Annotated in this window: 20 protein-coding genes; 7 read left to right on the forward strand and 13 right to left on the reverse strand. The window is 67.3% G+C overall.

Annotated elements, in window-relative coordinates:
- Positions 1-24: 24 nt before the first annotated feature.
- Positions 25-1,086, forward strand: a complete 1,062-nt coding sequence (locus PGN12_06415; protein MEH3103522.1) for a nitronate monooxygenase — start codon at positions 25-27, stop codon at positions 1,084-1,086.
- A 90-nt stretch (positions 1,087-1,176) separates the two neighbouring features.
- Here PGN12_06415 and PGN12_06420 read toward each other — a convergent pair whose 3' ends face one another.
- A complete protein-coding gene (locus PGN12_06420; protein ID MEH3103523.1) occupies positions 1,177-2,067 on the reverse strand; it encodes an L-threonylcarbamoyladenylate synthase in 891 nt (296 codons plus the stop codon).
- A gap of 73 nt (positions 2,068-2,140) precedes the next feature.
- Here PGN12_06420 and PGN12_06425 point away from each other — a divergent pair, with 73 nt between their 5' ends.
- A complete protein-coding gene (locus PGN12_06425) occupies positions 2,141-3,811 on the forward strand; it encodes an acyl-CoA dehydrogenase (GenBank protein ID MEH3103524.1) in 1,671 nt (556 codons plus the stop codon).
- 134 nt (positions 3,812-3,945) lie between these two features.
- On the opposite strand, the gene PGN12_06430 is transcribed toward PGN12_06425, so the two are convergent.
- On the reverse strand, positions 3,946-4,275 hold the full coding sequence (locus tag PGN12_06430) for a DUF6471 domain-containing protein (GenBank protein ID MEH3103525.1): 330 nt from the start codon (positions 4,273-4,275) through the stop codon (positions 3,946-3,948).
- Positions 4,276-4,415: 140 nt separating this feature from the next.
- Between PGN12_06430 and PGN12_06435 the strand changes: the two genes are divergently transcribed.
- Entirely contained in the window at positions 4,416-5,441 is a 1,026-nt protein-coding gene (locus PGN12_06435; GenBank protein ID MEH3103526.1) for an IS1595 family transposase, read from the forward strand.
- On the opposite strand, the gene PGN12_06440 is transcribed toward PGN12_06435, so the two are convergent.
- From PGN12_06440 to PGN12_06455, 4 genes are all read right to left on the reverse strand, one after another.
- Entirely contained in the window at positions 5,438-5,941 is a 504-nt protein-coding gene (locus PGN12_06440) for a hypothetical protein (protein ID MEH3103527.1), read from the reverse strand. The genes PGN12_06435 and PGN12_06440 overlap by 4 nt on opposite strands.
- Before the next feature lie 634 nt (positions 5,942-6,575).
- Complete coding sequence (locus PGN12_06445; protein MEH3103528.1) at positions 6,576-7,064, reverse strand: hypothetical protein; 489 nt, start codon at positions 7,062-7,064, stop codon at positions 6,576-6,578.
- A gap of 16 nt (positions 7,065-7,080) precedes the next feature.
- Positions 7,081-7,437, reverse strand: coding sequence for a GntR family transcriptional regulator (locus tag PGN12_06450; protein MEH3103529.1), 357 nt, complete (start codon positions 7,435-7,437; stop codon positions 7,081-7,083).
- Positions 7,438-7,481: 44 nt separating this feature from the next.
- Entirely contained in the window at positions 7,482-8,060 is a 579-nt protein-coding gene (locus PGN12_06455; protein ID MEH3103530.1) for a nitroreductase, read from the reverse strand.
- A 129-nt stretch (positions 8,061-8,189) separates the two neighbouring features.
- Here PGN12_06455 and PGN12_06460 point away from each other — a divergent pair, with 129 nt between their 5' ends.
- The 3 genes from PGN12_06460 to PGN12_06470 all read left to right on the forward strand — a co-directional run bounded on the left by PGN12_06460 (position 8,190) and on the right by PGN12_06470 (position 12,998).
- Positions 8,190-9,989, forward strand: coding sequence for an oligopeptide:H+ symporter (locus PGN12_06460; GenBank protein ID MEH3103531.1), 1,800 nt, complete (start codon positions 8,190-8,192; stop codon positions 9,987-9,989).
- Positions 9,990-10,097: 108 nt separating this feature from the next.
- A complete protein-coding gene (locus PGN12_06465; GenBank protein ID MEH3103532.1) occupies positions 10,098-11,726 on the forward strand; it encodes a long-chain-fatty-acid--CoA ligase in 1,629 nt (542 codons plus the stop codon).
- A gap of 186 nt (positions 11,727-11,912) precedes the next feature.
- Positions 11,913-12,998 (forward strand): mechanosensitive ion channel, encoded by a 1,086-nt coding sequence (locus PGN12_06470; GenBank protein ID MEH3103533.1) that lies wholly within the window; start codon positions 11,913-11,915, stop codon positions 12,996-12,998.
- On the opposite strand, the gene PGN12_06475 is transcribed toward PGN12_06470, so the two are convergent.
- The 5 genes from PGN12_06475 to msrA form a co-directional block, all read right to left on the reverse strand.
- On the reverse strand, positions 12,971-14,125 hold the full coding sequence (locus PGN12_06475) for a GGDEF domain-containing protein (GenBank protein MEH3103534.1): 1,155 nt from the start codon (positions 14,123-14,125) through the stop codon (positions 12,971-12,973). The genes PGN12_06470 and PGN12_06475 overlap by 28 nt on opposite strands.
- A gap of 94 nt (positions 14,126-14,219) precedes the next feature.
- On the reverse strand, positions 14,220-15,614 hold the full coding sequence (locus PGN12_06480) for a trehalose-6-phosphate synthase (protein ID MEH3103535.1): 1,395 nt from the start codon (positions 15,612-15,614) through the stop codon (positions 14,220-14,222).
- Positions 15,611-17,392: a glycoside hydrolase family 15 protein gene (locus PGN12_06485; GenBank protein ID MEH3103536.1), complete on the reverse strand. Its 1,782-nt coding sequence runs from the start codon at positions 17,390-17,392 to the stop codon at positions 15,611-15,613. The genes PGN12_06480 and PGN12_06485 overlap by 4 nt, the downstream gene beginning before the upstream one ends.
- Positions 17,389-18,132: a trehalose-phosphatase gene (gene otsB / locus PGN12_06490; protein MEH3103537.1), complete on the reverse strand. Its 744-nt coding sequence runs from the start codon at positions 18,130-18,132 to the stop codon at positions 17,389-17,391. Before otsB ends, PGN12_06485 begins: the two co-directional genes overlap by 4 nt.
- Before the next feature lie 82 nt (positions 18,133-18,214).
- On the reverse strand, positions 18,215-18,754 hold the full coding sequence (msrA, locus tag PGN12_06495) for a peptide-methionine (S)-S-oxide reductase MsrA (protein ID MEH3103538.1): 540 nt from the start codon (positions 18,752-18,754) through the stop codon (positions 18,215-18,217).
- 67 nt (positions 18,755-18,821) lie between these two features.
- Here msrA and galE point away from each other — a divergent pair, with 67 nt between their 5' ends.
- Positions 18,822-19,823, forward strand: a complete 1,002-nt coding sequence (gene galE, locus PGN12_06500; protein MEH3103539.1) for a UDP-glucose 4-epimerase GalE — start codon at positions 18,822-18,824, stop codon at positions 19,821-19,823.
- Between the two features lie 61 nt (positions 19,824-19,884).
- Here the strand turns inward: galE and PGN12_06505 are convergent, their stop codons facing one another.
- Entirely contained in the window at positions 19,885-20,499 is a 615-nt protein-coding gene (locus PGN12_06505; GenBank protein MEH3103540.1) for a phosphatase PAP2 family protein, read from the reverse strand.
- A gap of 110 nt (positions 20,500-20,609) precedes the next feature.
- Positions 20,610-21,461 carry an ABC transporter permease gene (locus PGN12_06510; GenBank protein ID MEH3103541.1) on the reverse strand — a complete coding sequence of 284 codons (852 nt, stop codon included), beginning with the start codon at positions 21,459-21,461 and terminating at the stop codon, positions 20,610-20,612.
- Positions 21,462-21,517: the final 56 nt, after the last annotated feature.

A 21,517-nucleotide genomic window follows, 5' to 3' on the forward strand; every position in this document is an offset into this window, starting at 1 on the left:
CGACCCGCCGCTTAGTCAGTGTCGATGACCGACACCCTGACTGCCGCAACGCCGACCGCTTCCGACGCCACCAATGGAGAAAAGCGGCTAGCCGCGCGCATGGAGCGCGGCGCACGCTTCCTCGGCAGCGAGGTGGCGATCATGGCCGGCGCGATGTCGTGGGTGTCGGAACGGCATCTCGTCTCGGCGATGTCGAACGCTGGCGGGTTCGGGGTGATCGCATGTGGCGCGATGACGCCCGCCTTGCTCGACGCGGAGATCGCCGCGACCAAGGCGCTGACCGACAAGCCGTTCGGGGTGAACCTGATCACGATGCACCCCGATCTGACCGCGCTGATCGAGGTGTGCGCGCGCCACACGGTCGGGCATGTCGTGTTGGCCGGCGGGCTGCCGCCGAAGGGCGCGCTGGAGGCGATCAAGGCGAGCGGGGCGAAGGCGATCTGCTTCGCGCCGACACTCGCGCTGGCCAAGAAGCTGGTGCGGTCGGGCGTGGACGCGCTGGTGATCGAGGGGATGGAGGCCGGCGGGCATATCGGCCCGGTGTCGACCAGCGTGCTGGCGCAGGAGATGCTGCCGGAACTGGCGGACGTGGTGCCGGTGTTCGTCGCGGGCGGGATCGGGCGCGGCGAGGCGATCGCGGGCTATCTCGACATGGGCGCGGCGGGGGTGCAGCTCGGCACGCGCTTCGTCTGCGCCAGCGAGAGCATCGCGCATCCGAACTTCAAGAAGGCGTTCATCCGCGCCTCGGCGCGCGATGCGGTGGCGAGCGTGCAGCTCGATCCGCGACTGCCGGTCATCCCGGTGCGTGCGCTGAAGAATGCCGGTGGCGAATTGTTCACGGTGCGGCAGCGTGAAGTGGCGCAGGCGCTCGACGAGGGCAGCGTCGCGATGGCCGAGGCGCAATTGCAGATCGAGCATTATTGGGCCGGCGCGCTGCGTCGCGCGGTGATCGACGGCGATGTCGAGCATGGCAGCGTGATGGCGGGGCAGTCGGTCGGGATGGTCACGAAGGAAGAGCCGATCGCCGATATCATCGCGACGCTGATGGCCGAAGCGGCGCAGGCGTTCGCAAAGCGGGCAGGATAGGACCTTGGCCGCCATCTGCGCATAGGCAGGAAGCCGATCCTCCGACGCCGCGTGTCGCGATCCTTGCCTTTGCGGAGGTGAAGGGTTGGCTTACCGATGAGCGGCGCGGCGGAGCCGGTCGTTGATCGCGACTCCGACGCCCGTCTCCGGCACTGGCGCGACCGCGATGCTCCCGCGCTCGCTCGCGTCCGCGCGGTGGAGCGTATCGAACAATCGCGCCGCCGCCTCGTCCAGATCGCCGGTCGCCGAGAGCGTATCGTCTCCTGCGACCGCACCAAAGCCGATCAGCCACTCCCCCGTCTCCCGCGCCACCGCCGACAACCGCAACGGTTTGCGCGGCGCATAATGCGTCGCGAGCTGCCCGGGCGCGCTGACATGCGCGGTCGTGCCCGCCGCGACCGGCAACACCTCGCGCAACATCTCCGCCGTTACCGGCCCGGGCCGCAGGATCGTCCGTCCGGCGACGATCGTCGACTCGACCCCTGCCGCGGTCGCACCGTCGTCGAGGATCAACGGCACCGCGCCGCCGAGGCTCGCCGCGACATGCGCGGCGCGGGTCGGGCTGATCGCGTTGCTCGCATTGGCGGAGGGCGCGGCCAGTGGCGCGCCGCTCGCCGTCAGCAGCGCCTGCATCGCCCGGTGTGCTGGCACGCGGATCGCGATCGTGTCGAGCCCCGCGGTCACCAGCGACGCGATCCCCGCGTCCGCGCGGGCCGGCAGCACCAGCGTCAGCGGCCCCGGCCAGAATTGCGTCGCCAGCGCGCGCGCGTCGGCGTCGAACAGCGCGATCCGCTCCGCCGCCGCCAGATCGGGGACGTGGACGATCAAGGGATTGAAGCTCGGCCGCCCCTTGGCCGCATAGATACGCGCCACCGCCGCCGAATCGCGCGCGTCGGCGGCGAGTCCATAGACCGTCTCGGTCGGCACCGCGACGATACCGCCGGCACGAATAACGCCAGCGGCTTCCTCCACGGCCGCCATGCCGTAACGTCGAATGACAGGGTCTTGAGCACGCATCGCGCTCGGCTATAGCGGCTGGACAGGAGAGAGAGAAATGCCCTTCGCCGCCGCCACCGCCGAACAGCGCTTCGTGCTCGACCACGTCGTCCGGCTGGACGAGATCGCCGCCGCCGACCGCTTCGCCGCCGCCTCGCCCGACGTGATCGAAGCGGTTCTGGACGGCGTGGCGCAGTTTGCGGCCGGAGAATGGGCCCCACTCTTGCGCGCGGGTGACACGATCGGTGCGAAATGGACCCCCGAGGGCGTGAAAATGCCCGCCGGGTTTGCCGAAGCGTATCGCGCGTACGTCGAGGGCGGTTGGGGCACGATCGGTGTCGACGAGCGATGGGGCGGACAGGGCTTGCCGTTCGTCGTGCAGGCCGCGGTGCTGGAAACGCTCGGCACCGCCAACATGGCGTTCGCGCTCTGCCCGACGCTGACGGTCGGCGCGATCGAGGCGCTGGCGCATCACGGCTCGCCTGGACAGCAGGCGACCTACCTCCCCAAACTCGCGACCGGCGAATGGACCGGCACGATGAACCTCACCGAGCCGCAGGCCGGCAGCGACGTCGGCGCGCTCCGCACGACGGCCACGCCTCGCGGCGACGGCAGCTTCGCGATCAAGGGCACCAAGATCTTCATCAGCTTCGGCGACCACGATCTGGCGGAGAATATCGTCCACCTCGTGCTGGCGCGCACCCCCGACGCGCCCGCCGGCACGCGCGGCATCTCGCTGTTCCTCGTGCCCAAGGTGCGCCTCGACGGCACCCCCAACGACGTGCGCGTCGTGTCGATCGAGCACAAGATGGGCCTCCACGCCTCGCCGACCTGCGTGCTGTCGTTCGGCGATCACGACGATTGCCTCGGCGAGCTGATCGGCCCCGAATTCGGCGGGATGCGCGCGATGTTCACGATGATGAACAACGCCCGGCTCAACGTCGGCTTGCAGGGCGTCCAGTCGGCGGAGGCGGCGACGCAGGCCGCGGTCGCCTATGCGCGCGACCGCGTGCAGGGCGCGCGCGACGGCAAGGCGGCGGCGATCGTCGAACATGCCGACGTCCGCCGAATGCTGCTGCGGATGAAGGCGCAGACGATGGCGGCGCGCGCGCTCGTCTATTACGCCTGCGGGCAGGTCGATCGCGCGACGCTCGGCGACGCGCGCGCGAAGGAGCGGCTGGAGGTGATGACCCCGCTCGCCAAGGCGCATGCTACCGACATCGGCAACGAGGTCGCGAGCCTCGGCATCCAGATCCACGGCGGCATGGGGTACGTCGAGGAGACCGGCGCGGCGCAATTCTTCCGCGATGCGCGGATCACCCCGATCTACGAAGGCACCAATGGCATCCAGGCCGCCGATCTGGTCGGGCGCAAGCTGGCGCTGTCGAACGGCGGCGCGTTCGCGGACCTGATCGCCGACCTGCGCGGCGAGGCGCAGGCCCCGGCATTGGTGCGGCTGATCGACGCCTGCGAGGCGATCGGTCGGCGCTTGCAGGGCGCGAATGCCGACGATCGCCATGCGGCGAGCTATCCGTTCCTGACGATGCTGTCGGTCGCGTCGTGCGGCTGGCTGATGGAGCGACAGGCGCGCGTCGAGGGCGCGGATCAGGTCAAGAAGGTCGCGGCGGCCTTCTATCTGGCGCAGATCGTTCCTGAGGCGCTGGGGCTGGAGGCGGCGGCGAACGCCGATGCATCGGTGCTCTACGCGCTGCCGGCGGAGGCGTTCTAGGATGGATCTACCTTCATGGTTGCCTTGCCTGCCCTCGCCCCTCGCAGAGGGGAGAGGGTTGCGCAGACTTAGGCTTTGCGCAGCAAAGTCTTAGGCGACCTTATGGCGCAAAGGAACCAAGCATTGGTGCCTGCCTAGCCGCCCGGGTTCCTAACTCCACGAGCCAGCACCTGTGCGGCGCCTTTCTGAGCCGCTTCCACAACGGAGGCGGGGACGTTCAGCCAATCCACATTGAGGGCCTTCATGCACTGCATGAAGAAAACAGCGGTAAAGCGCCCCCGGCTCACCTTGTTGCGCAGGTTGAGCTCGTTCTCGGTGATCCCGAAGGCCGCCAGGCGCTCCGCCAGCGTGGCGTAGGACACGCCGTGGTGCATCATCTGCCCGCGGAGCATGTTCTTGACCATCTCCTCCCAAGCCTTCTCGTCGGCCGGGCCTACTGGTGGGTGGGAATCTTCTTCGTCCATCCCATGGTTATAGCCGGATTGCAGGTGCCGCCAAGCACGCCGTCACCGGCAACGATGAGGCGTGTCATCAAAAATGATGACGTAGGAGCTAGACGCCTTGGCTACATCACCACATATGATGACGCAGAGCATCATATTCGGTGGCACAGCATTTCCTCCTTTCATCCAGGGCGCGCACGCTCAGCCTGGACGCCGTGCTCGGCATGGACGAGGAAGCCGCGCGCGCGAAGTTCACGCAGCTGCGCTGGCCGGACACCGACGGCGCACCGGTGTGCCCGGAGTGTGGCGGACTCGAGCACTGGACGCTGGCCGAGGGCCGGAAGTGGAAGTGCCAGGCTTGCGGCCTGCAGTTCACCGCCACCAGTCGGACGATCCTCGCCAGCCGAAAACTGCCTTTCCGAAAGCTGCTCGGCGTCGTGGCGCTGTTCGCCAACGGGGTCCTAGGCGTATCGGCTTGCCGCATGTCACGCGACCTGTGCATCTCCTACAAGGCCGCCTTCGTGTTGCTGCACAAGATCCGCGAGGCTATGGGCCAAGACGACGCCACGTCGGCGATGAGCGGCGTGGTCGAGATGGACGGCGCCATCTTCGGCGGCAGCCTGCCTCGCCTGCCGAACAAGAAGGAACTCTGGGACGAGTTCAAGAAGAAGAACAAGGCGGCAGCCCGGAAGAAGCGCAAGCTGATCGTCGTGATGCGTGAGCGGCAAGGGGATGATCCTACCGTGCCCGGCAAGGTTCGCACCTTCCTGCTGCCCAAGGAAGGCGACGCGATCGAGATCGCCAGGCGAATGGTCCTTCCCGGCTCGATCATCCATGCCGATCGCAGCACGCAATGGGAGGCGCTGCATCTCCACTTCGACACCAAGCGCATCGACCACTCGAAGAGCTTCTCGGACGGCGTCGCTTGCACCAACCAAGCCGAGAGCTTCTTCAGCCGAATGCGGGCCGCCGAACGGGGTGTGCACCTCCACATCTCGGGTGCGCACATGCCCCGCTACGCCTGGGAGCTCGCTTGGCGGGAGCAGTACCGGCGCAAGCCCAATGGTGAGCAGTTCGCCATGATCATCGGCGCCGCCGGCCGCGCCAAACCTTCAGGCACGTTCCGCGGCTACTGGCGCAAGCGTGGTGATAACGACAACGATCTGCTCGCGGCGATCGCCAGCTAGGACTGCGTGTCGTCCTTCAGGTCGACGATGCGCCAGCGGACTGGGTAGTCATCTGTCTTCTCGATGTGGTTCCGCCTCAGCATGGACCTGAGGGCGCCGTCCACGGTCTTGCCAACGTCCCGGACGAACGCCTTGTCGTTCACGTCCATGCCTTGCTCGGCCACCAGCTGCTTGGTCATGTGAAGGGATCGCATCGGGACCGGAGATCGACGCATGATGTCGAGGGTAAGCCGCGTCACCTCGCCGTGCTCGAAGGGAAGCGTATTCCCATGCTTCTGGGCCGGCGTGATCTTCTCCGGATCCCAGGTGTCCCATATCTCTTTCATGATGGTGTCGGCACTGGCGATCAGCTTGTCACACTCAGCCACACGGTGACGCTTCTCCTCTAGCGTCAGCTGCGCAGCCTCGATCTTGGCGATCTGGTCCTGGAGCAGCTTTCTCTCGCCGAGCCACCTCCGGTAGGCGAACAGCAGCGACTCCCGAAGGTTCGAATATCCCATCCTGAAACCGGATAGACGACCGATCTTGATTCGTGGAAGCGCCTTCTATCCGCCTAGAGAGCAGGTTTCTTTGCGCCATAAGGTCGGTCTTAGGGCGTTACCGGACCAGGTTGAACCACCGTCATCGCCCTGCGGGCGACCGCTGCGCGGCGGGGCGCTTTCGGCGTGATGCCGCGTTGCTCGTCGGTCACGATGCTTTTGCATCGCTCCCTCCTCACGCCTTGCACCACACCAAAATCGCCTCCGTGCCGATGATCCAACCTGCTCCGGTAACGCCCTAGTCGGAGCTGGGTGAGGGGTGGCGCTCGCGCAAGCGAGCGCGCGAGCCTTCGGCTCGCTCGACCCCTCACCCAAGCTGCGCTAGCCAGCAAGCTGGCAAGCTCCGCTATCCCTCTCCCCTGCCCAGGGGCGAGGGCAGCAGGACACCACCGTCAATGTCGATCGGCCCTAGCTAGGTGTGATCCATCCCGCTTGAACCATTTCCCGTCGTCACCCCGGACGTGTTCCGGCGTCTACCGTCCCGCAAGAGCAACCGCCTGTGTGCTGGCGGAACGGTGGATGCCGGAACGAGTCCGGCATGACGGTCTTGGCTCCGGTTCAGCTTTGATAGATCACGCTCTGAAGACGACGCCGCTCACTCCCCCGACGGGCATCCATTGACGGGCGCCGGCCCGGCGTTCTCCGGATACCAGCGCGCCACGCGGCGATCCTGATCGTAGAGGCATACCGCCGCGTCGGTCCCGTCCGGCCGGATCGCGACCGCCCAGTTGTGCGGCCCGCAATTGTGCGGCTCGCACCCGAACGCGACCAGCTTGCCCTCGACCAGCGCGATCGGCGTTGCGGTCACGTCGCTGCCGAGCACCAGCGCCCGCACCTGCTTGTCGGGCACTACCGCCGCCACCGCCTCCCGCACCTGCGGCTGGCGCAGGAAGCTGGGTGCGGCGCCCTTCGGCTCGGTCGGATATTCGCCGACATAGCCCGACAGATCGGCGGCCGGCGACTCCGCCGCGCTCGGCGTCGGGGACGGTGCGGCCGCGCTGGAGGTCGGCGTGGGCGCGGCAGGCTCACGCTGGCACCCGGCCAGCACGACACCCAGCGTCAGCGGAAGAAGAAAGGCACGCATCACCCGGGTCAAAGCGTCACGCCGGTGCACGTTCCAGCAACTCGGCCGCATCCAGCCCGAGCAGCGCGATCCGCTCACGGATGCGCGGCCATTGCTGCGCGACGAAATCCTCGCGCTCCGCCGTCCGCAACCGCTCCGCCGCGCCGGCCAGCACGAACATGCCAACCCCGCGCCGCACCTCGACATAACCGTCGTCCTGAAAGCTCTGATAGGCCTTCGCCACCGTCAACGGATTCGCGCCATGTTCGGCAGCGAGCGCCCGGACCGAGGGAAGCTGGTCGCCCGCGCCGAACTCGCCGCGCAGGATCGCCGCCGCGATCGTGCCGCGCAGGCGGAGATAGACGGGCGAGTCGTCGTTGCTGAGCGCTGCCATGCTGCCTTAATACAGCACAGGTCCCTGGCTGTCGAGGCGCGCGCTCAGCCCTGCCAATCGCTCCACAAGCGCGCCTCGTCCGGGCGCGGACGCTCGTCGAGCGGGCGGCCGGGCGTGCCGATGAACATGAACCCGGCGATCCGCTCCGGCGCTTGCCCGAACGCATCGCGCACCCGATCCGAGAACGCCGGCCAGCCGGTCAGCCATCCGCCCGCAAACCCGGAAGCATGGACCGCATGGAGCAGGTTCATGCACGCCGCCCCAGCCGACAATTCCTGCTCCCACAACGGAATATGACTTTCCGTTCGCGGGCTCGACAAGGCGACGACCAGCGCCGGCGCCTGTCGCGCGAATTGCTCCATCGCCTCGATCTCGGCGCGTCCCGCCGCGGGACGCTCGGCGCGATAGGCCTCCACCAGCAGCGCGGCAAGCGCGTCGCGGCGGTCGTCGCCGACGATCACGAACCGCCACGGCGCCAGCTTGCCATGATCGGGAGTCCGCCCGGCGATGCGGATCATTTCAACCAGTTGCGCATGGTCCGGCCCCGGCGCGATCAGGTCGCGCGGCTTGCCCGAACGGCGCGTGGACAACAGCGAAAGCGGCGAGGAAAGGTCGTTGAACATCACACGAGGGTGGATAGGCGATGTGACAGGATATTTACAGCGCCGGCTTAACCGTTAGTCTCGGGCGCAACCTTGTTCCCCCGCGCGTGGCCGCGGGCGATGACCCGAATTCTGGAGAGCTTGCCCCTCATGGTGGACACCCCAACCGCGGACAGCCCGCGCGAGCCGGACATCAGCCACGTCAATCCGGCCGAGGAAGCGACATGGTTCGGCCACCCCCGCCAGCTCGCGCGGCTGTTCACGACCGAGATGTGGGAGCGGTTCGGCTTCTACGGTATGCGTGCGCTGCTCACGCTGTATTTGACGCAGCATTTCCTGTTCGGCGACCGGCAGGCGACCGGGCTGTACGGCGGCTATACCGCGCTGGTGTACCTCACCCCGCTGATCGGCGGCTATCTCGCCGACCAGTATCTGGGCTCGAAGCGCGCGGTGAAGTTCGGCGCGGTGTTGATGGCGATCGGCTATTTCACGCTCTGCTTCGGCGGCGAGACCGCGAAGCCGTTCGCGACCGTCGATGGCCAGCGCTACGAGGTCGCGATCGAGAAAAACGCCGAGGGCGTCGAGACCCGCTACGTGCTCGATGGCGCCAAGCGGCTGGCGATCAAGGGCAATGACGACGGCAGCGTCGCGTTGCTCGGCACCGATGGCCAGCCCGAGCGCGTGATCGCCAAGGGTGCATTCCAGTCGGATGGCGAGCGCAGCCCGTTCTACGTGACGGTGATGCTGCTTGCGCTGTGTCTCGTGTCGGTCGGCAACGGCTTCTTCAAGCCGAACATCTCGACGATGGTCGGCGAGCTGTATCCGGTCGGCGATCGCCGTCGCGATACCGGGTTCACGATCTTCTACATGGGGATCAACATCGGTTCGACGCTCTCGCAATTGCTGTGCCCGTTGCTCGCGACGATAGTCGGCTGGTGGGCCGGCTTCGGGCTGGCGGCGATCGGGATGCTGGCGTCGTGGTCGCTGATCCAGTTCGATGGCGGGCGGCTCAACGGCTACGGCGAATCGCCGGTCCAGCCCGGCCAGCGTGATCGGGCGCTCGGCATCTATGCCGCCGCCTTGATCGGCGTGCCGATCTTCTACCTGCTGTTCACCAATTTGATGAACGCGCCCGAACCGGTCGCGGGCGCTGGCATGATCGGCTACATCATCGCGCTGCCGCTGATGGGCAAATTGCTGTTCGGCACCTTCCTGATCGCGGTGCCCGGCATCCTGATCTGGTCGTTCAGCAATGGCTCGCGCGCCGAGTTCCAGATGATGCTGGCGGCGATGGTGCTGATCGTCTTCAACGTCGTGTTCTGGACGCTGTTCGAGCAGGCCGGGTCAAGCCTGACGCTCTACGCCGATCGCAACACCGACCTGTCGGTGTTCGGGCTGTTTTCGCTGTCGGCAGGGCAGACGCAGTTCTTCAACGCCTTCTTCATCGTCGTCTTCGCGCCGATCATGGCGGCGATGTGGACGAAGCTGGCGGCGGCGGGGCGCGAGCCGTCGATCCCGGTCAAGTTCGGCATCGCGCTGATGCTGGTCGGGTTCGGCTTCCTGTTCCTCGTCTTCGGCGGACGCTTCGCGGGCGCGGACTTCAAGGTCGCGATCTGGTGGCTCGCCGGGCTGTACCTGATCCACTCGGTCGCGGAATTGTGCATCTCGCCGGTCGGGCTGTCGATGATCACCAAATTGTCGATCGCGCGCGTCGTCGGGCTGATGATGGGCGTGTGGTTCCTGTCGGTGTCGGTGGCGCAATATGTCGCCGGGATCGTCGCGCAGGTCGCCAGCGTCGAGACGGTCGGCGGACAGGTCACCAACCTCAAGGTCAGTCTCGACACCTATAACGGCGTGTTCTGGACGATCGGCCTCGCCGCCACCGCAATCGGGCTGCTGCTGATCGCGCTGTCGCCGGTCATCAGGAAGTGGATGCACGGCGTCCAGTAATCGACATCAATCGATACGCGACAAGCGAGCGGCCTTCTGGCAGCAATGAGGCGGCGACCCGGCAACCGGGCGCCGCCTTTTTCGTAGGCGTATCAACGAGGAGTGCGGATGCCGGAATTGTTCGGATTGATGCAGGAGACGCCGCTCACCGTCGATCGCTTCCTGGATCATGGCGCGACCTGGCACGGCGAGCGCGAGATCGTCTCGCGCGAAGCGGACGGCAGCATCACCCGCACCGACTATCGCCGGCTTCGCCATATGGCAAAGCAGGTGTCCGACGCGCTGCTCGCCGCCGGCATCGCGCGTGGCGACCGGGTCGCGACGCTCGGCTGGAACGGCGCGCGCCACATGGCGGCGTGGTATGGCACCACCAACGTCGGCGCGGTGCTCCACACGCTCAACCCGCGGCTGTTCCCGGAACAGATCGCATGGATCGCGGCGCATGCCGGCGACCGGCTGCTGCTCGCCGACCCGGCCTGCGCCGCGCTCGCCGCGCGGCTGGTGCGCGACGTGCCGTCGATCGAACAGGTCGTGTTCCTGTGCGATCGCGCCGCGCTTCCCGCGACCGACTATCCCGCGGTCGCGTTCGACGACTGGATCGCGCCGCATTCTGGCAGCGCGGCCTGGGGCGGGTTCGACGAACGGCTGGCGTGCGGGCTCTGCTATACTTCGGGCACGACAGGCGATCCCAAGGGCGTGCTCTATTCGCATCGTTCCAATACCCTGCACACGATGATGGCGTTGCAGGCCGATGCGCTGGCGCTGACGCAGCGCGACACGGTGCTGCTGGTCGTGCCGATGTACCACGCCAACGCCTGGGGGGTCGTCTATGCCGCCCCCGCCGCGGGCGCGAAGCTGGTGCTGCCCGGCGCGCGGATGGACGGGGAGTCGCTCTACGAGCTGATCGAGCAGGAAGGCGTGACCTTCTCCGCCGCGGTGCCGACCGTCTGGCAGGGGCTGCTGCACTATCTGCGCGGCACCGGGCGCGGCTTCTCGACGCTGCACCGCGTCGTGATCGGCGGTGCCGCGCCGCCACAGGCGCTGATCCGCGCCTTTCAGGACGATTACGGCGTCGAGGTCGTGCAGGGCTGGGGGATGACCGAGACGTCGCCGCTCGCCACGCTTTCCTCCCCCACCGCCGAGGTGCTGGCGCAGCCCTATGACGAACAGGTGCGGCGCAAGGCGATGCAGGGGCGCTTGCAGGTCGGGCTCGACTTCCGGCTGGTCGACGACGCGGGCGCGCCGCTGCCGCACGACGGCCAGACTGCCGGGCGCTTGCTGATCCGCGGGGCGACGATCACCAGCGGCTATTTCCGCGACGACACGCCCGTGCTCGACGCCGACGGCTTCTTCGACACCGGCGACGTCGCGACGATCGACCCGGCCGGCTACATGCACATCACCGACCGCGCCAAGGACATCGTCAAGTCGGGCGGCGAGTGGATCAGCTCGATCGAGATCGAGAACATCGCCAGCGGCCACCCGGCGGTGGCGATCGCGGCGGTGATCGGGGTCAAGCATCCGAAATGGGACGAGCGCCCGATCCTGCTGGTCCAGCCCGTGCCGGGGCAGGTGCCCGACAAGGCGGACCTGCTCGCGTATCTCGACGGCAAGATCGCGCGCTGGTGGATGCCCGACGATGTGCTGGTGGTCGATGCGATCCCGCTCGGCGCGACCGGCAAGATCGACAAGAAGCTGCTGCGCCGGCAATTCGCCGACTATCGCTTGCCGGAATAATCTGCCCGCTTACCGTTCGTGCTGAGGAGAGGCTGAGCCCGGCGAAGCCTCGTCTCGAAGCGCCCCCCTTCGAGACGCCGTTTCGACAGGCTCAACGGCTCCTCAGGGCGAACGGATGGACAGCGTCGGAACACCCGCGCCCGCCACCTCGTTACGCCCCCGACCACCGATGAATTGAGAGGGGCGATGGCGGACTGGATCAGGACCGCGCGCGGCTGGCTGCACGATCTGCCCGGCTGGCTGTCCGATATCTTCTACGTGGCGGCGGCGCTTGTGCTCGCGCTGGTGCTGCACCGCGTCGTCATCTGGGTCGCGCGCCGCGCCACCGCCGCGCGCCCGGACAGCGCCAGCGCCTTGTTCGTCGCGCGGATCCGCAAGCTGCTGCGCTGGCTGATGCTCGCGATCGCGCTGGCGGCGGTGCAGCCGGCGCTCGACCTGACGCGCGGTCAGGCGACGTTATGGGGGCGGATCGCCGCCTTGCTGGTCCCCGGCCTGATGGGCTGGTGCGCGATCGTCGCGGTCGGGACCGTCACCGACGTGATGATCCGCCATGCCGACATCAGCGTCGCGGACAACCTGCGCGCGCGCCGCCGCCGCACCCGGCTCGGCATCTTCCAGCGGATCTTCGTGTCGGTCATCATGCTGGTGACGATCTGCACGATGCTGATGACGATCCCTAGCGTCCGCAGCCTCGGCGTGACGCTCGCGGCCTCCGCCGGCCTCGCCGGCCTCGCGGTCGGCGCCGCGGCGCAGCCCGCGCTCAAGAACCTGATCGCCGGGTTCCAGATGATCTTCACCGAGCCGATCCGCATCGACGACGTCGTCATCATCGACAACGAATGGGGCCGCATCGAGGAGATCCGGCTGACCTATGTCGTCGTAAAGATCTGGGACGAGCGGCGGCTGGTCGTCCCGGTCTCCAAGTTCCTCGAACAGAGCTTCCAGAACTGGACCCGCCAGTCGAGCGCGTTGCTGGGCAGCGTCTTCTGGTATGTCGACGCCGCCACCGATGTCGAGGCGCTGCGCGCGAAGCTCGGCGAGATCGTCACCGCCAACCCGCGCTGGGATGGGCGCTTCTGGAACCTGCAGGTCACCGACGTGAAGCCCGACGGCTCGGTCGAGCTGCGCGGGCTGATGACCGCCAAGGACGCCTCGACCGCGTTCGACCTGCGCTGCGACGTGCGCGAGGCGTTGCTGGCGCACATCCGCGCCGAACAGCCCGGCGCGTTGCTGCGCCGCCGCGCCTATGTCGCGCTGGAGAACGCCGGATAGATGCGGTCGCGCCCGGCCTGCTTGGCTTCATAGGCCTCGCGGTCGGCGCGATCGAGCAACGTCACCAGCGTATCGTGCGGGCGCAGCTTGGCGATCCCGCCGCTCACCGTCACCTGCGGCAGCCCGGTGCCGAGACGCGTCACCGCGATCCGGATGTCGTTCGCGACCCGCGCCGCATCCCACAGATCGGCGCAGCCCAGCAGCGCGACGAATTCCTCGCCGCCCAGCCGCGCCACCAGTGCGTCGCGCGGCGTGGTATCGATCAGCACCTGACCGACCGCCTGCAACACCGCGTCGCCGGTCGCATGACCGAACCGGTCGTTGATCTGTTTGAAGTGATCGAGATCGAGCATGATCGCCGCCAGCTCGCGCCCGTCGCGGCGCGACGCCGCAATCAGGGCGTTCGCGCGCCGCTCGAACCCGCGACGGTTGGCGACGCTGGTCAACATATCGGTCTCGGATTCGGCGCGTGTCGAGCGCAGCACCGCGCGCACGATCATCAACAGCACCGCCAGCGCGCTGGCGATCGTCAGCAACCCGCCCAACGCCTGCGAGAACAAGGCGTAGTTGCTCGCCGCATAGTCGCGCATCGTCTTCCCCGAACCGAAGACGGCAGCGAAGAACGGCTTGATGACGAAGTGACTGGCGGTGATCGCAAAGACGACGCCCAGCGCCGCCCACCACGGATCGCGTCGTTGCCGCACCGCACGGATCGCCATCGTCGTGCACAGCAACAGCAGCGAATAGAACGGAAACTGATAGACGAAGCCGTAGCCGATCGTATTGCGCGCGCCATCGTCGAGCATCACCCGTCCGATCAGCGCGACGATCGCGATCGCCGCCGCCGCGCGTGGCGGCCGATATCCGCCCAGCCGCGCTACGCCAAAGGTGAAGCAGAGCATGGAGAGAACCAGCGCCACATAGCCAGTGGCGTTGAACAGCGTCGGCGTCGCCGCGAACCGCACCCCCAATTCGCTCAGCGGCGAGAGCAAGCCGATCGCATAGGTGGCACAGAACCATCCGATCGCACGATGCCGCGGATAGGAGGCGCGCAGGACCGCGAACGTGGCCGCGAACAGCATCGCGACACAGGCATTCACGATCAACGCATAAACCGCACCGCTCACGCACGTACCACTATGATTCTCGATTAGCAGCCCGTGCGACGAAGATGCGGCGGCAGCAACCCGAACATCAACCGTGCCGCCGATTTATTTTACGTCAACCCGCGACATCCGCGGGTATTCTGCTCTTCTCCAGCGCGGTCAGGAAGGTCTTCGCCCACCACGTCACGTCATGTTCCTGCACCCCGGCCATCAACTTCTCCCAACGGTGCACGCGTTCGTCGCGCGACATCCGCAGCGCCTGGTAGATCGCATCGGACACTTCCTCGGCGCTGTACGGATTGACCAGCAGCGCGTCGCCCATCTGCTCCGCGGCTCCGGCGAAGCGCGACAGCACCAGCACGCCGGGATCTTCCGGGTCCTGCGCCGCGACATATTCCTTGGCGACGAGGTTCATCCCGTCACGCAGCGGCGTCACCAGCCCGATCTTGGCGGCGCGATAAATGCCGGCGAGATGGTCGCGCGGATAGCCTTGGTTGACGTAGCGGATCGGCACCCAGTCGACATCGGCATAGGCGCCGTTGATTCGCCCCGACAGCCCTTCGAGCGACTGGCGGATGCGTTGGTAACTCTCGACCGACACGCGGCTGGGCGGCGCGATCTGGAGCAGGAACACTTCCTTGCGCTCTTCGGGATGCTCGATCAGGAAGCGTTCGTAGCCGAGGAAGCGCTCCTCCAGCCCCTTGGAATAATCGAGCCGATCGACACCCACGATCATGTCGCGCCCGTCGGCGCTGTCGCGCATCCGGCGATAGGCAAGCCGCGCCGGCACGCTCTTCGACATTTCGGCGAACTCGACCGCGTCGATCCCGATCGGGCAGGCGATCAGCTCGACCTGCCGGTCGCCGAGCGTCGCGATATTGTTCTCGATCGTCGCGCCCATGTCGTGCCGCGCGAAGTCGCAGAACGATTCGAGCCATTCCTCGGTGTGGAAACCGATCAGGTCATACGCGAACAGCGATTCGACCAGCTCGCGCGCATTGGGCAGCGTGCCCAGCAGCCGGCGCGGCGGCCACGGGATGTGGAGGAAGAAGCCGATCCGGTTGCCGCAACCGCGCGCGCGCAACTCCGCGCCGAGCGGGAACATGTGATAGTCCTGGATCCAGATCACGTCGTCCGGCTCGATCAGCGGACGCACGGTGTCGGCGAAGCGCTGGTTGGTACGCTTGTAGCCGCCCGCGAAATCGCGCTCATATTCGGCCAGATCGATGCGATAATGGAAAAGCGGCCACAAGGTCCGGTTGGCGTAGCCGTCGTAATATTCCTGGACGTCCTGCTCTTCGAGATCGACCGTCGCGGTGGTGACGCCGTGGTTGCGCTGGAAATTGATATGGCCGTTGAACTGGTCGGTCTGCTCCCCCGACCAGCCGAACCACATGCCGCCGCGATCGCGCAGCGCGGCGGCGAGCGCAACCGCCAGTCCTCCCTGTGCGCCGGCGGTCGAGCCCTTGGGCGCGGTGACGCGGTTGGAGATGACGATCAGGCGATTCAACGAATACTACTCCATGGTTTACTGAGCATGGCGGCGCAATTGATCATCCCGACCAACGAATAGGTCTGCGGATAATTTCCCCACAATTCACCGCTTTGCGGGTCGATGTCCTCCGACAGCAGCCCGGCGGCGGTGCAGCGCGACAGCATTTCCTCGAACAGCACGCGCGCTTCGTCGCTGCGTCCGGTCAGGAACAACGCCTCGATCAGCCAGAAGGTGCAGACGTTGAACGCGGTTTCGGGCAGTCCGAAATCGTCCTCGGTGTCGTAGCGCAGCATCGTCGAGCCGCGCCGCAGCCCCTTTTCGATCGCCACCAGCGTGTCGAGGAAGCGCGAATCGTCCGCCTCGAGGAAGCGCAGGTCGAGCAATTGCAACACGCTGGCGTCGAGATCGTCGCCCGCGAAGGTCGCCGACATCCGCCGCGTATCCTCGCGCCACGCCGCGCTCTCGATCCGCTCGCGAATCACCTGCGCGCGCTCCGACCACAAGGCCTCGCGCTCGGGCAGCTTGAGCCGCTCGGCGGCGTTGGCGAGGCGGTCGCACGCCGCCCAGCACATCGCGCTGGAATAGGTATGGACGCTCTGCCGCGTGCGCAGCTCCCATAGCCCGGCGTCGGGCTGGTCGTAATAGGCCCAGGCGCGCTCGCCGACCCGCTCTAGCGCCTCGAAATCCTCGACCCCGCTCTGGCGGAACAGCCGGTGGTCGAAGAAGGCGTGGACCGAGCATAGCACGATCTGGCCATAAGCATCGTGCTGGATCTGCTCGGCGGCCTGATTGCCGACGCGCACCGGGCCCATCCCGCGATAGCCGCTCAGCGACTCCTCGATCCGCTCGGGCAGCTGCGCCTCGCCGAGCACGCCGTACAGCGGCTGGATATGCCCGCCGCGCGCGCCGTCGACGATGTTGCGGAGATAGCCGAGATAGCCCTCCAGCACGTCGAGCGCGCCGAGCCGGTTGAGCGCCTGCACCGTGTAATAAGCGTCGCGGATCCAGCAGTAGCGATAGTCCCAGTTGCGCTGCGACCCGGCATGTTCGGGGACCGAGGTGGTCAGCGCGGCGACGATCGCGCCGGTTTCCTCATGCTGGCACAGCTTCAGCGTGATCGCGCAGCGGATCACCACTTCCTGCCATTCCAGCGGCACTGCCAGCCCGCGCACCCAGCCCTGCCATTCCTGCGTCGTACGGTACAGCATCAGGTCGACGGTGCTGGCGAGATCGCCCTGGAAGCTTTCGTCCGGCCCGAGGAAGAAGTGCAACGGCCGCTCGACGCGGAACGCGTGCTCGCCCTGGACCATCGCGATCGGCGCGGTGGTGGTCAGCCGCAGCGCGATCGTGTCCATCAACAGCCGCAGGTGATTCGATCCGCCGATCTGCTCGCGACAGCCGCCGCCCCAGCCGCAGGTCGGGCGCAGCGCGACGCGGACGCGCGGGCTGCCTGCGACCGGTCGCACGATCCGCGCGAACGCCACCGGGCGATAGGTGCGCCCTTCACGCGCGAAGCGTGGGCAGAAATCGATCACCTCGATCGCGCCGCCATGCGAATCGCGGTGGGTGGTGACGAGGATCGGGGTGTTGCGGATATATTCCTGCTCGATCGACACGCTGTCTTCGAGGCAGATCCCCCAATAGCCGCTCTGCGGCTGTTCGCCGCCTAGCAGCGCGGAGAAGAGCGGATCGCCGTCGACGCGCGGCACGCAGCCCCAGACGAACCGTCCCTCGCGATCGACCAGCGCACTTACCTGGCAATTGCCGATCGGCCACAGATCCAGCGTCGTCATGTCTTCTCCCTGCACGCGGCGTCGAGCCAAGCGAGCACGTCGGCGACGCCCTCGACCCTATAGGTGGCGGCGGTGTCGCGCGCCGGGCCGACCAGCACGCCCGCGCCGCCCAGTGCGGCGGCCGCGGCGAAGCCGGCCTCGTCGGTCACGTCATCCCCCACGAACACAGGAACCGTGCGCTGCCGTAACGGTTCCCGCATCAACAGCTCCACCGCCGCGCCCTTGTCGCGCCCGGCCATCCGCAGCTCGACGACCATCTTGCCGTGTTGAAGGTGCAGGTCGTGGACGGTGGCGAGCTGCTCGGCGAGCGCGGTCATCGCCGCGCCCGCCGCGGGCGCGCCACGGAAGTGCAGGCCGACGCCGAATGGCTTGTCCTCGATCAGCGTGCCCGGATGATCGGCCGCAAACGCCTGCGCCTCGGCCAGCGCGGCGTCGAGCGCGGCGGAGCGGTCGGGTGCGGTGATGCTGCCGTCCGGCGCGGCGACCTCCAGCCCGTGGCTGCCCGCGATCGGCAGCGCGGCGGGCGCGATCAGCGCGCTGATCTCCTGCACCGGCCGCCCGCTGACGATCGCGACCCCGCCGGGCAGGCAGGTCCCCAGCCGTTCGAGCAACGTCGCCAGCTGGTCGGCGACCGTTACGCCGTCCGGGGTCTCGGCGATCTCGACCAGCGTCCCGTCGAAATCGAGGAACAGGCTTGCGTCGGTCAACAGCGAAGGCGGTGGCGGCACGAGATCGGTCATGCACGCTCAAACCCGGCAGCCGCGATTTCGATGCAAGCGCGCAACGATCGCCCGGACGCCCCAGCGGGCAGGGGCGATCGGATCAGGCGGTCACCGCCTTGCTGCGCGCCGCGAAACTCTTCCGCAGCTTCTGCAACTTGGGCGGGATCACCGCGAGGCAATAAGGATTGCGCTGGCCCTCGCCGTCCCAATAGTCCTGATGATAGCCTTCGGCGGTGTACCAATCCGAGAACGGCTCGATCGTGGTGACGATCTTGCCCGACGCAGTTTCCTGCGCGCGCGCGATCGCCTGATTGGCCTGCTCTTCCTGCATCACCGTCTCTGGGAAGATCGCCGAGCGATATTGCGTGCCGACGTCGTTGCCCTGCCGATTGAGCTGCGTGGGATCGTGCGTCGCGAAGAAGATGTCGAGCAGATCGGCATAACTGACCTGTTCCGGATCAAACCCGACGCGGATCGCCTCGGCATGGCCGGTGTCGCCGCCGCAGACCTGCTTGTAGGTCGGATCGGGGACGTGGCCGCCGATATAGCCGCTCTCGACGCTTTCGACCCCGATCACGTCCTTGAACACGGCCTCGGTGCACCAGAAGCAGCCGCCGGCCAGCGTCGCATATTCCGTCATGAAACTCGTCTCCTTTGCGTCCCATGTAGGAAGTCGCTACGCGGCGGCAACTTATCGGGAGACTGACATGACGGCGTTGAACGGCAAGGTGATGGTGACGGGTGGCGCGGGCTATATCGGCAGCCACGCGGTGCTGGCGCTGCTCGATGCCGGCTATGAGGTCGTGGTGATCGACAATCTCGTCACCGGGTTCGACTGGGCGGTCGACGGACGCGCGGCCTTCGTGCAGATCGCGGTCGAGGATCCCGGCGTGCGCGACGTGATCCGCGAACATGACGTCAAGGCGATCATGCACTTTGCCGGTTCGGTGGTGGTGCCCGAATCGGTCAGCGACCCGCTCAAATATTACCGCAACAACACCGCCGCGACGCGCACGCTGATCGAGAGCGCGGTGGCTGAGGGTGTGCCGCACTTCATCTTCTCCTCGACCGCCGCGACCTATGGCACCCCCGAGCGGGTGCCGATTTCGGAGAACGATCCGAAGGCGCCGATCAACCCGTACGGCATGTCGAAGCTGATGACCGAGTTCATGCTGCGCGACGTGTCGGCGGCGCATCCGATCAACCATTGCTGCCTGCGCTATTTCAACGTCGCGGGTGCCGACCCCGAGGGGCGCAGCGGCCAGTCGACGGTCGGCGCGACGCACCTCATCAAGATCGCGGTCGAGGCCGCGACCGGCAAGCGCGACAGCGTCGGCGTGTTCGGCACCGATTTCGAGACGCGCGACGGCACCGGCGTGCGCGATTACATCCACGTCAGCGATCTGGCCGAGGCGCATGTCGCGGCGCTCAAGCTGCTGATCGACCAGCCGGGCGACAGCCATGTGCTCAATTGCGGTTACGGGCGCGGTTTCTCGGTGCTCGAGGTGCTGGATGCCGTGGACCGGGTCACCAACCTGACGATCGAGCGCAAGCTGCAGGGACGGCGGCCGGGCGACCCGGGCGAGCTGGTCGCGGACAACAGCGCGATCCTCAAGACGATCGACTGGACGCCGAAACGCGACGATCTCGACGGGATCGTCCGCGATGCGCTGGCGTGGGAGCGCAAGCTCGCCGAGCGGCAAGGCTGATCGTCATTGCGAGCGAAGCGCGGCAATCCAGGGCGTCCCGATCCGGCCCTGGATTGCTTCGCTACGCTCGCAATGACGGACCGGACGCCATCCGCCCGCGCATCGTGGCGGCGATCCACCACCAGAGCGCCGCCCAGCCGGTGCCCGCGCTCCAGCCCGCCAGCACGTCGGACGGCCAGTGGACACCGAGGTACACCCGGCTCACCCCGATCGCGCCGACCAGCACCACCGCCAACAGCAACACGTAGCGCCGCACCACACGATGCGGCGTGATCTGCGCGACCAGTCCGGCGAGCGTCAGATAGATGATCGCGCTGTTGGTGGCATGGCCGCTCGGAAAGCTGAGCCCGGTCACCTGCACCAGATGGTCGACCAGCTCGGGGCGCGGGCGGCCGACCCAGTATTTGGCCTGTCCGGCGATGATCGACCCGCCCAGCGTCGCGGCCAGCACCAGCGCGGCGGTCAGCCACAGTCGCTGAACCAGCAACAGGCCCGTGACCGCGACCACCACGCAGGTGAGGATCGTCCCGCTGCCCAGCGCGGTGATGTCGACCATCGCGGCGTGGAGCCACGCGGGCCCGAGCGGTTGCGCGGTGTCTCCGGGGGTGCGCAGCGCGAGGATGATCGCGCGGTCCCACGCCAGCGGCGCGCCATCGCCGATCTCATAGGCGAGCAAGGCGGCGGCGATCAGTCCGGCGATCGCCAGCGCGATCCACGCCAGCCGCGGGACGGTCGGCGTGCTGCGCGGCTCGGCGGCGGGCAGCTGTGCGGCGGGGAGGGGCGTGCTCAGCTCTTGAGCTTCCAGCCGCGGCGCAGCAGCGTGTAGCAGAGCAGCCCCAGCGCCACGTCGATCGCGAGAATGACGACGCTGCCGGTCGCGACCGGCGAATCGGCGGTGCCGAGGAAGCCATAGCGAAAGCCGGAGATCACGTAGAAAAACGGGTTCACATGGCTGAAGGCGCGGAAGGCGGGCGCGAGGTGGTCGACCGAATAGAAGGTGCCGCTGAGCAGGGTCAGCGGCGCGATCACGAAATTGGTGACCGCGGCGGCATGGTCGAACTTCTCCGCCCAGATCGAGGTCAGCACCCCGGCGAGGCTCAGGAACACCGCGCCGAGCAGCCCGAACCACAGCACCGCCCACGGATGCTGCGGCGTGACGTGGACGCCGGGCCATAGCGCCATCGCCAGCCACACGGTCGCGCCGACGCAGAAGGCGCGCGTCACCGCGCCGCCGGTCAGCGCGGCGAGCAGCTCCGCAGTCGACAGCGGCGGCTGGAGATAGTCGACGATCGTGCCCTGGATCTTGCCGACCAGCAGCGAGAAGCTGGCGTTGGCGAAGGCGTTGTTGAGCATCCCCATCACGATCAGGCCGGGGGCAATGAAGTCCGCGAACGCCACGTCGGTGCCGCCGACGCGCACCGGGCTGCGCGCGCCGTTGGCGACGGTGAAGATCACGAGGAACATCAACGTCGTGATCGCGGGTGCCCAGATCGTCTGGAGCTGCACCTTGAAGAAACGGCGCACCTCCTTCACATAGAGGGTCTTCAGGCCGCCCCAGTTGACGTTCCGGATGACCGGGACGCCGGGGGCGTTTCTGACGCCTGATGGAATTTGTCCGAGAGGGGGCTGGCTGCTCATCGCGAACGCGGGTACCCGCTGCCGCCGCTGCCCGCAACCGGAACGCGAACGAGGAA

It is taken from the genome of Sphingomonas phyllosphaerae (genome assembly GCA_036946405.1).
GTDB lineage: Bacteria > Pseudomonadota > Alphaproteobacteria > Sphingomonadales > Sphingomonadaceae > Sphingomonas > Sphingomonas phyllosphaerae_D.

Excerpts from the sequence above, each read along its gene's own strand:
- PGN12_06415 (MEH3103522.1), top strand. The coding sequence starts at position 25 with ATGACCGACACCCTGACTGCCGCAACGCCGACCGCTTCCGACGCCACC.
- PGN12_06420 (MEH3103523.1), bottom strand. The coding sequence starts at position 2,067 with ATGGCGGCCGTGGAGGAAGCCGCTGGCGTTATTCGTGCCGGCGGTATC.
- PGN12_06425 (MEH3103524.1), top strand. The coding sequence starts at position 2,141 with ATGCCCTTCGCCGCCGCCACCGCCGAACAGCGCTTCGTGCTCGACCAC.
- PGN12_06430 (MEH3103525.1), bottom strand. The coding sequence starts at position 4,275 with ATGGACGAAGAAGATTCCCACCCACCAGTAGGCCCGGCCGACGAGAAG.
- PGN12_06440 (MEH3103527.1), bottom strand. The coding sequence starts at position 5,941 with ATGGGATATTCGAACCTTCGGGAGTCGCTGCTGTTCGCCTACCGGAGG.
- PGN12_06445 (MEH3103528.1), bottom strand. The coding sequence starts at position 7,064 with ATGCGTGCCTTTCTTCTTCCGCTGACGCTGGGTGTCGTGCTGGCCGGG.
- PGN12_06450 (MEH3103529.1), bottom strand. The coding sequence starts at position 7,437 with ATGGCAGCGCTCAGCAACGACGACTCGCCCGTCTATCTCCGCCTGCGC.
- PGN12_06455 (MEH3103530.1), bottom strand. The coding sequence starts at position 8,060 with ATGTTCAACGACCTTTCCTCGCCGCTTTCGCTGTTGTCCACGCGCCGT.
- PGN12_06460 (MEH3103531.1), top strand. The coding sequence starts at position 8,190 with ATGGTGGACACCCCAACCGCGGACAGCCCGCGCGAGCCGGACATCAGC.
- PGN12_06465 (MEH3103532.1), top strand. The coding sequence starts at position 10,098 with ATGCCGGAATTGTTCGGATTGATGCAGGAGACGCCGCTCACCGTCGAT.
- PGN12_06470 (MEH3103533.1), top strand. The coding sequence starts at position 11,913 with ATGGCGGACTGGATCAGGACCGCGCGCGGCTGGCTGCACGATCTGCCC.
- PGN12_06485 (MEH3103536.1), bottom strand. The coding sequence starts at position 17,392 with ATGACGACGCTGGATCTGTGGCCGATCGGCAATTGCCAGGTAAGTGCG.
- otsB (MEH3103537.1), bottom strand. The coding sequence starts at position 18,132 with ATGACCGATCTCGTGCCGCCACCGCCTTCGCTGTTGACCGACGCAAGC.
- msrA (MEH3103538.1), bottom strand. The coding sequence starts at position 18,754 with ATGACGGAATATGCGACGCTGGCCGGCGGCTGCTTCTGGTGCACCGAG.
- galE (MEH3103539.1), top strand. The coding sequence starts at position 18,822 with ATGACGGCGTTGAACGGCAAGGTGATGGTGACGGGTGGCGCGGGCTAT.
- PGN12_06510 (MEH3103541.1), bottom strand. The coding sequence starts at position 21,461 with ATGAGCAGCCAGCCCCCTCTCGGACAAATTCCATCAGGCGTCAGAAAC.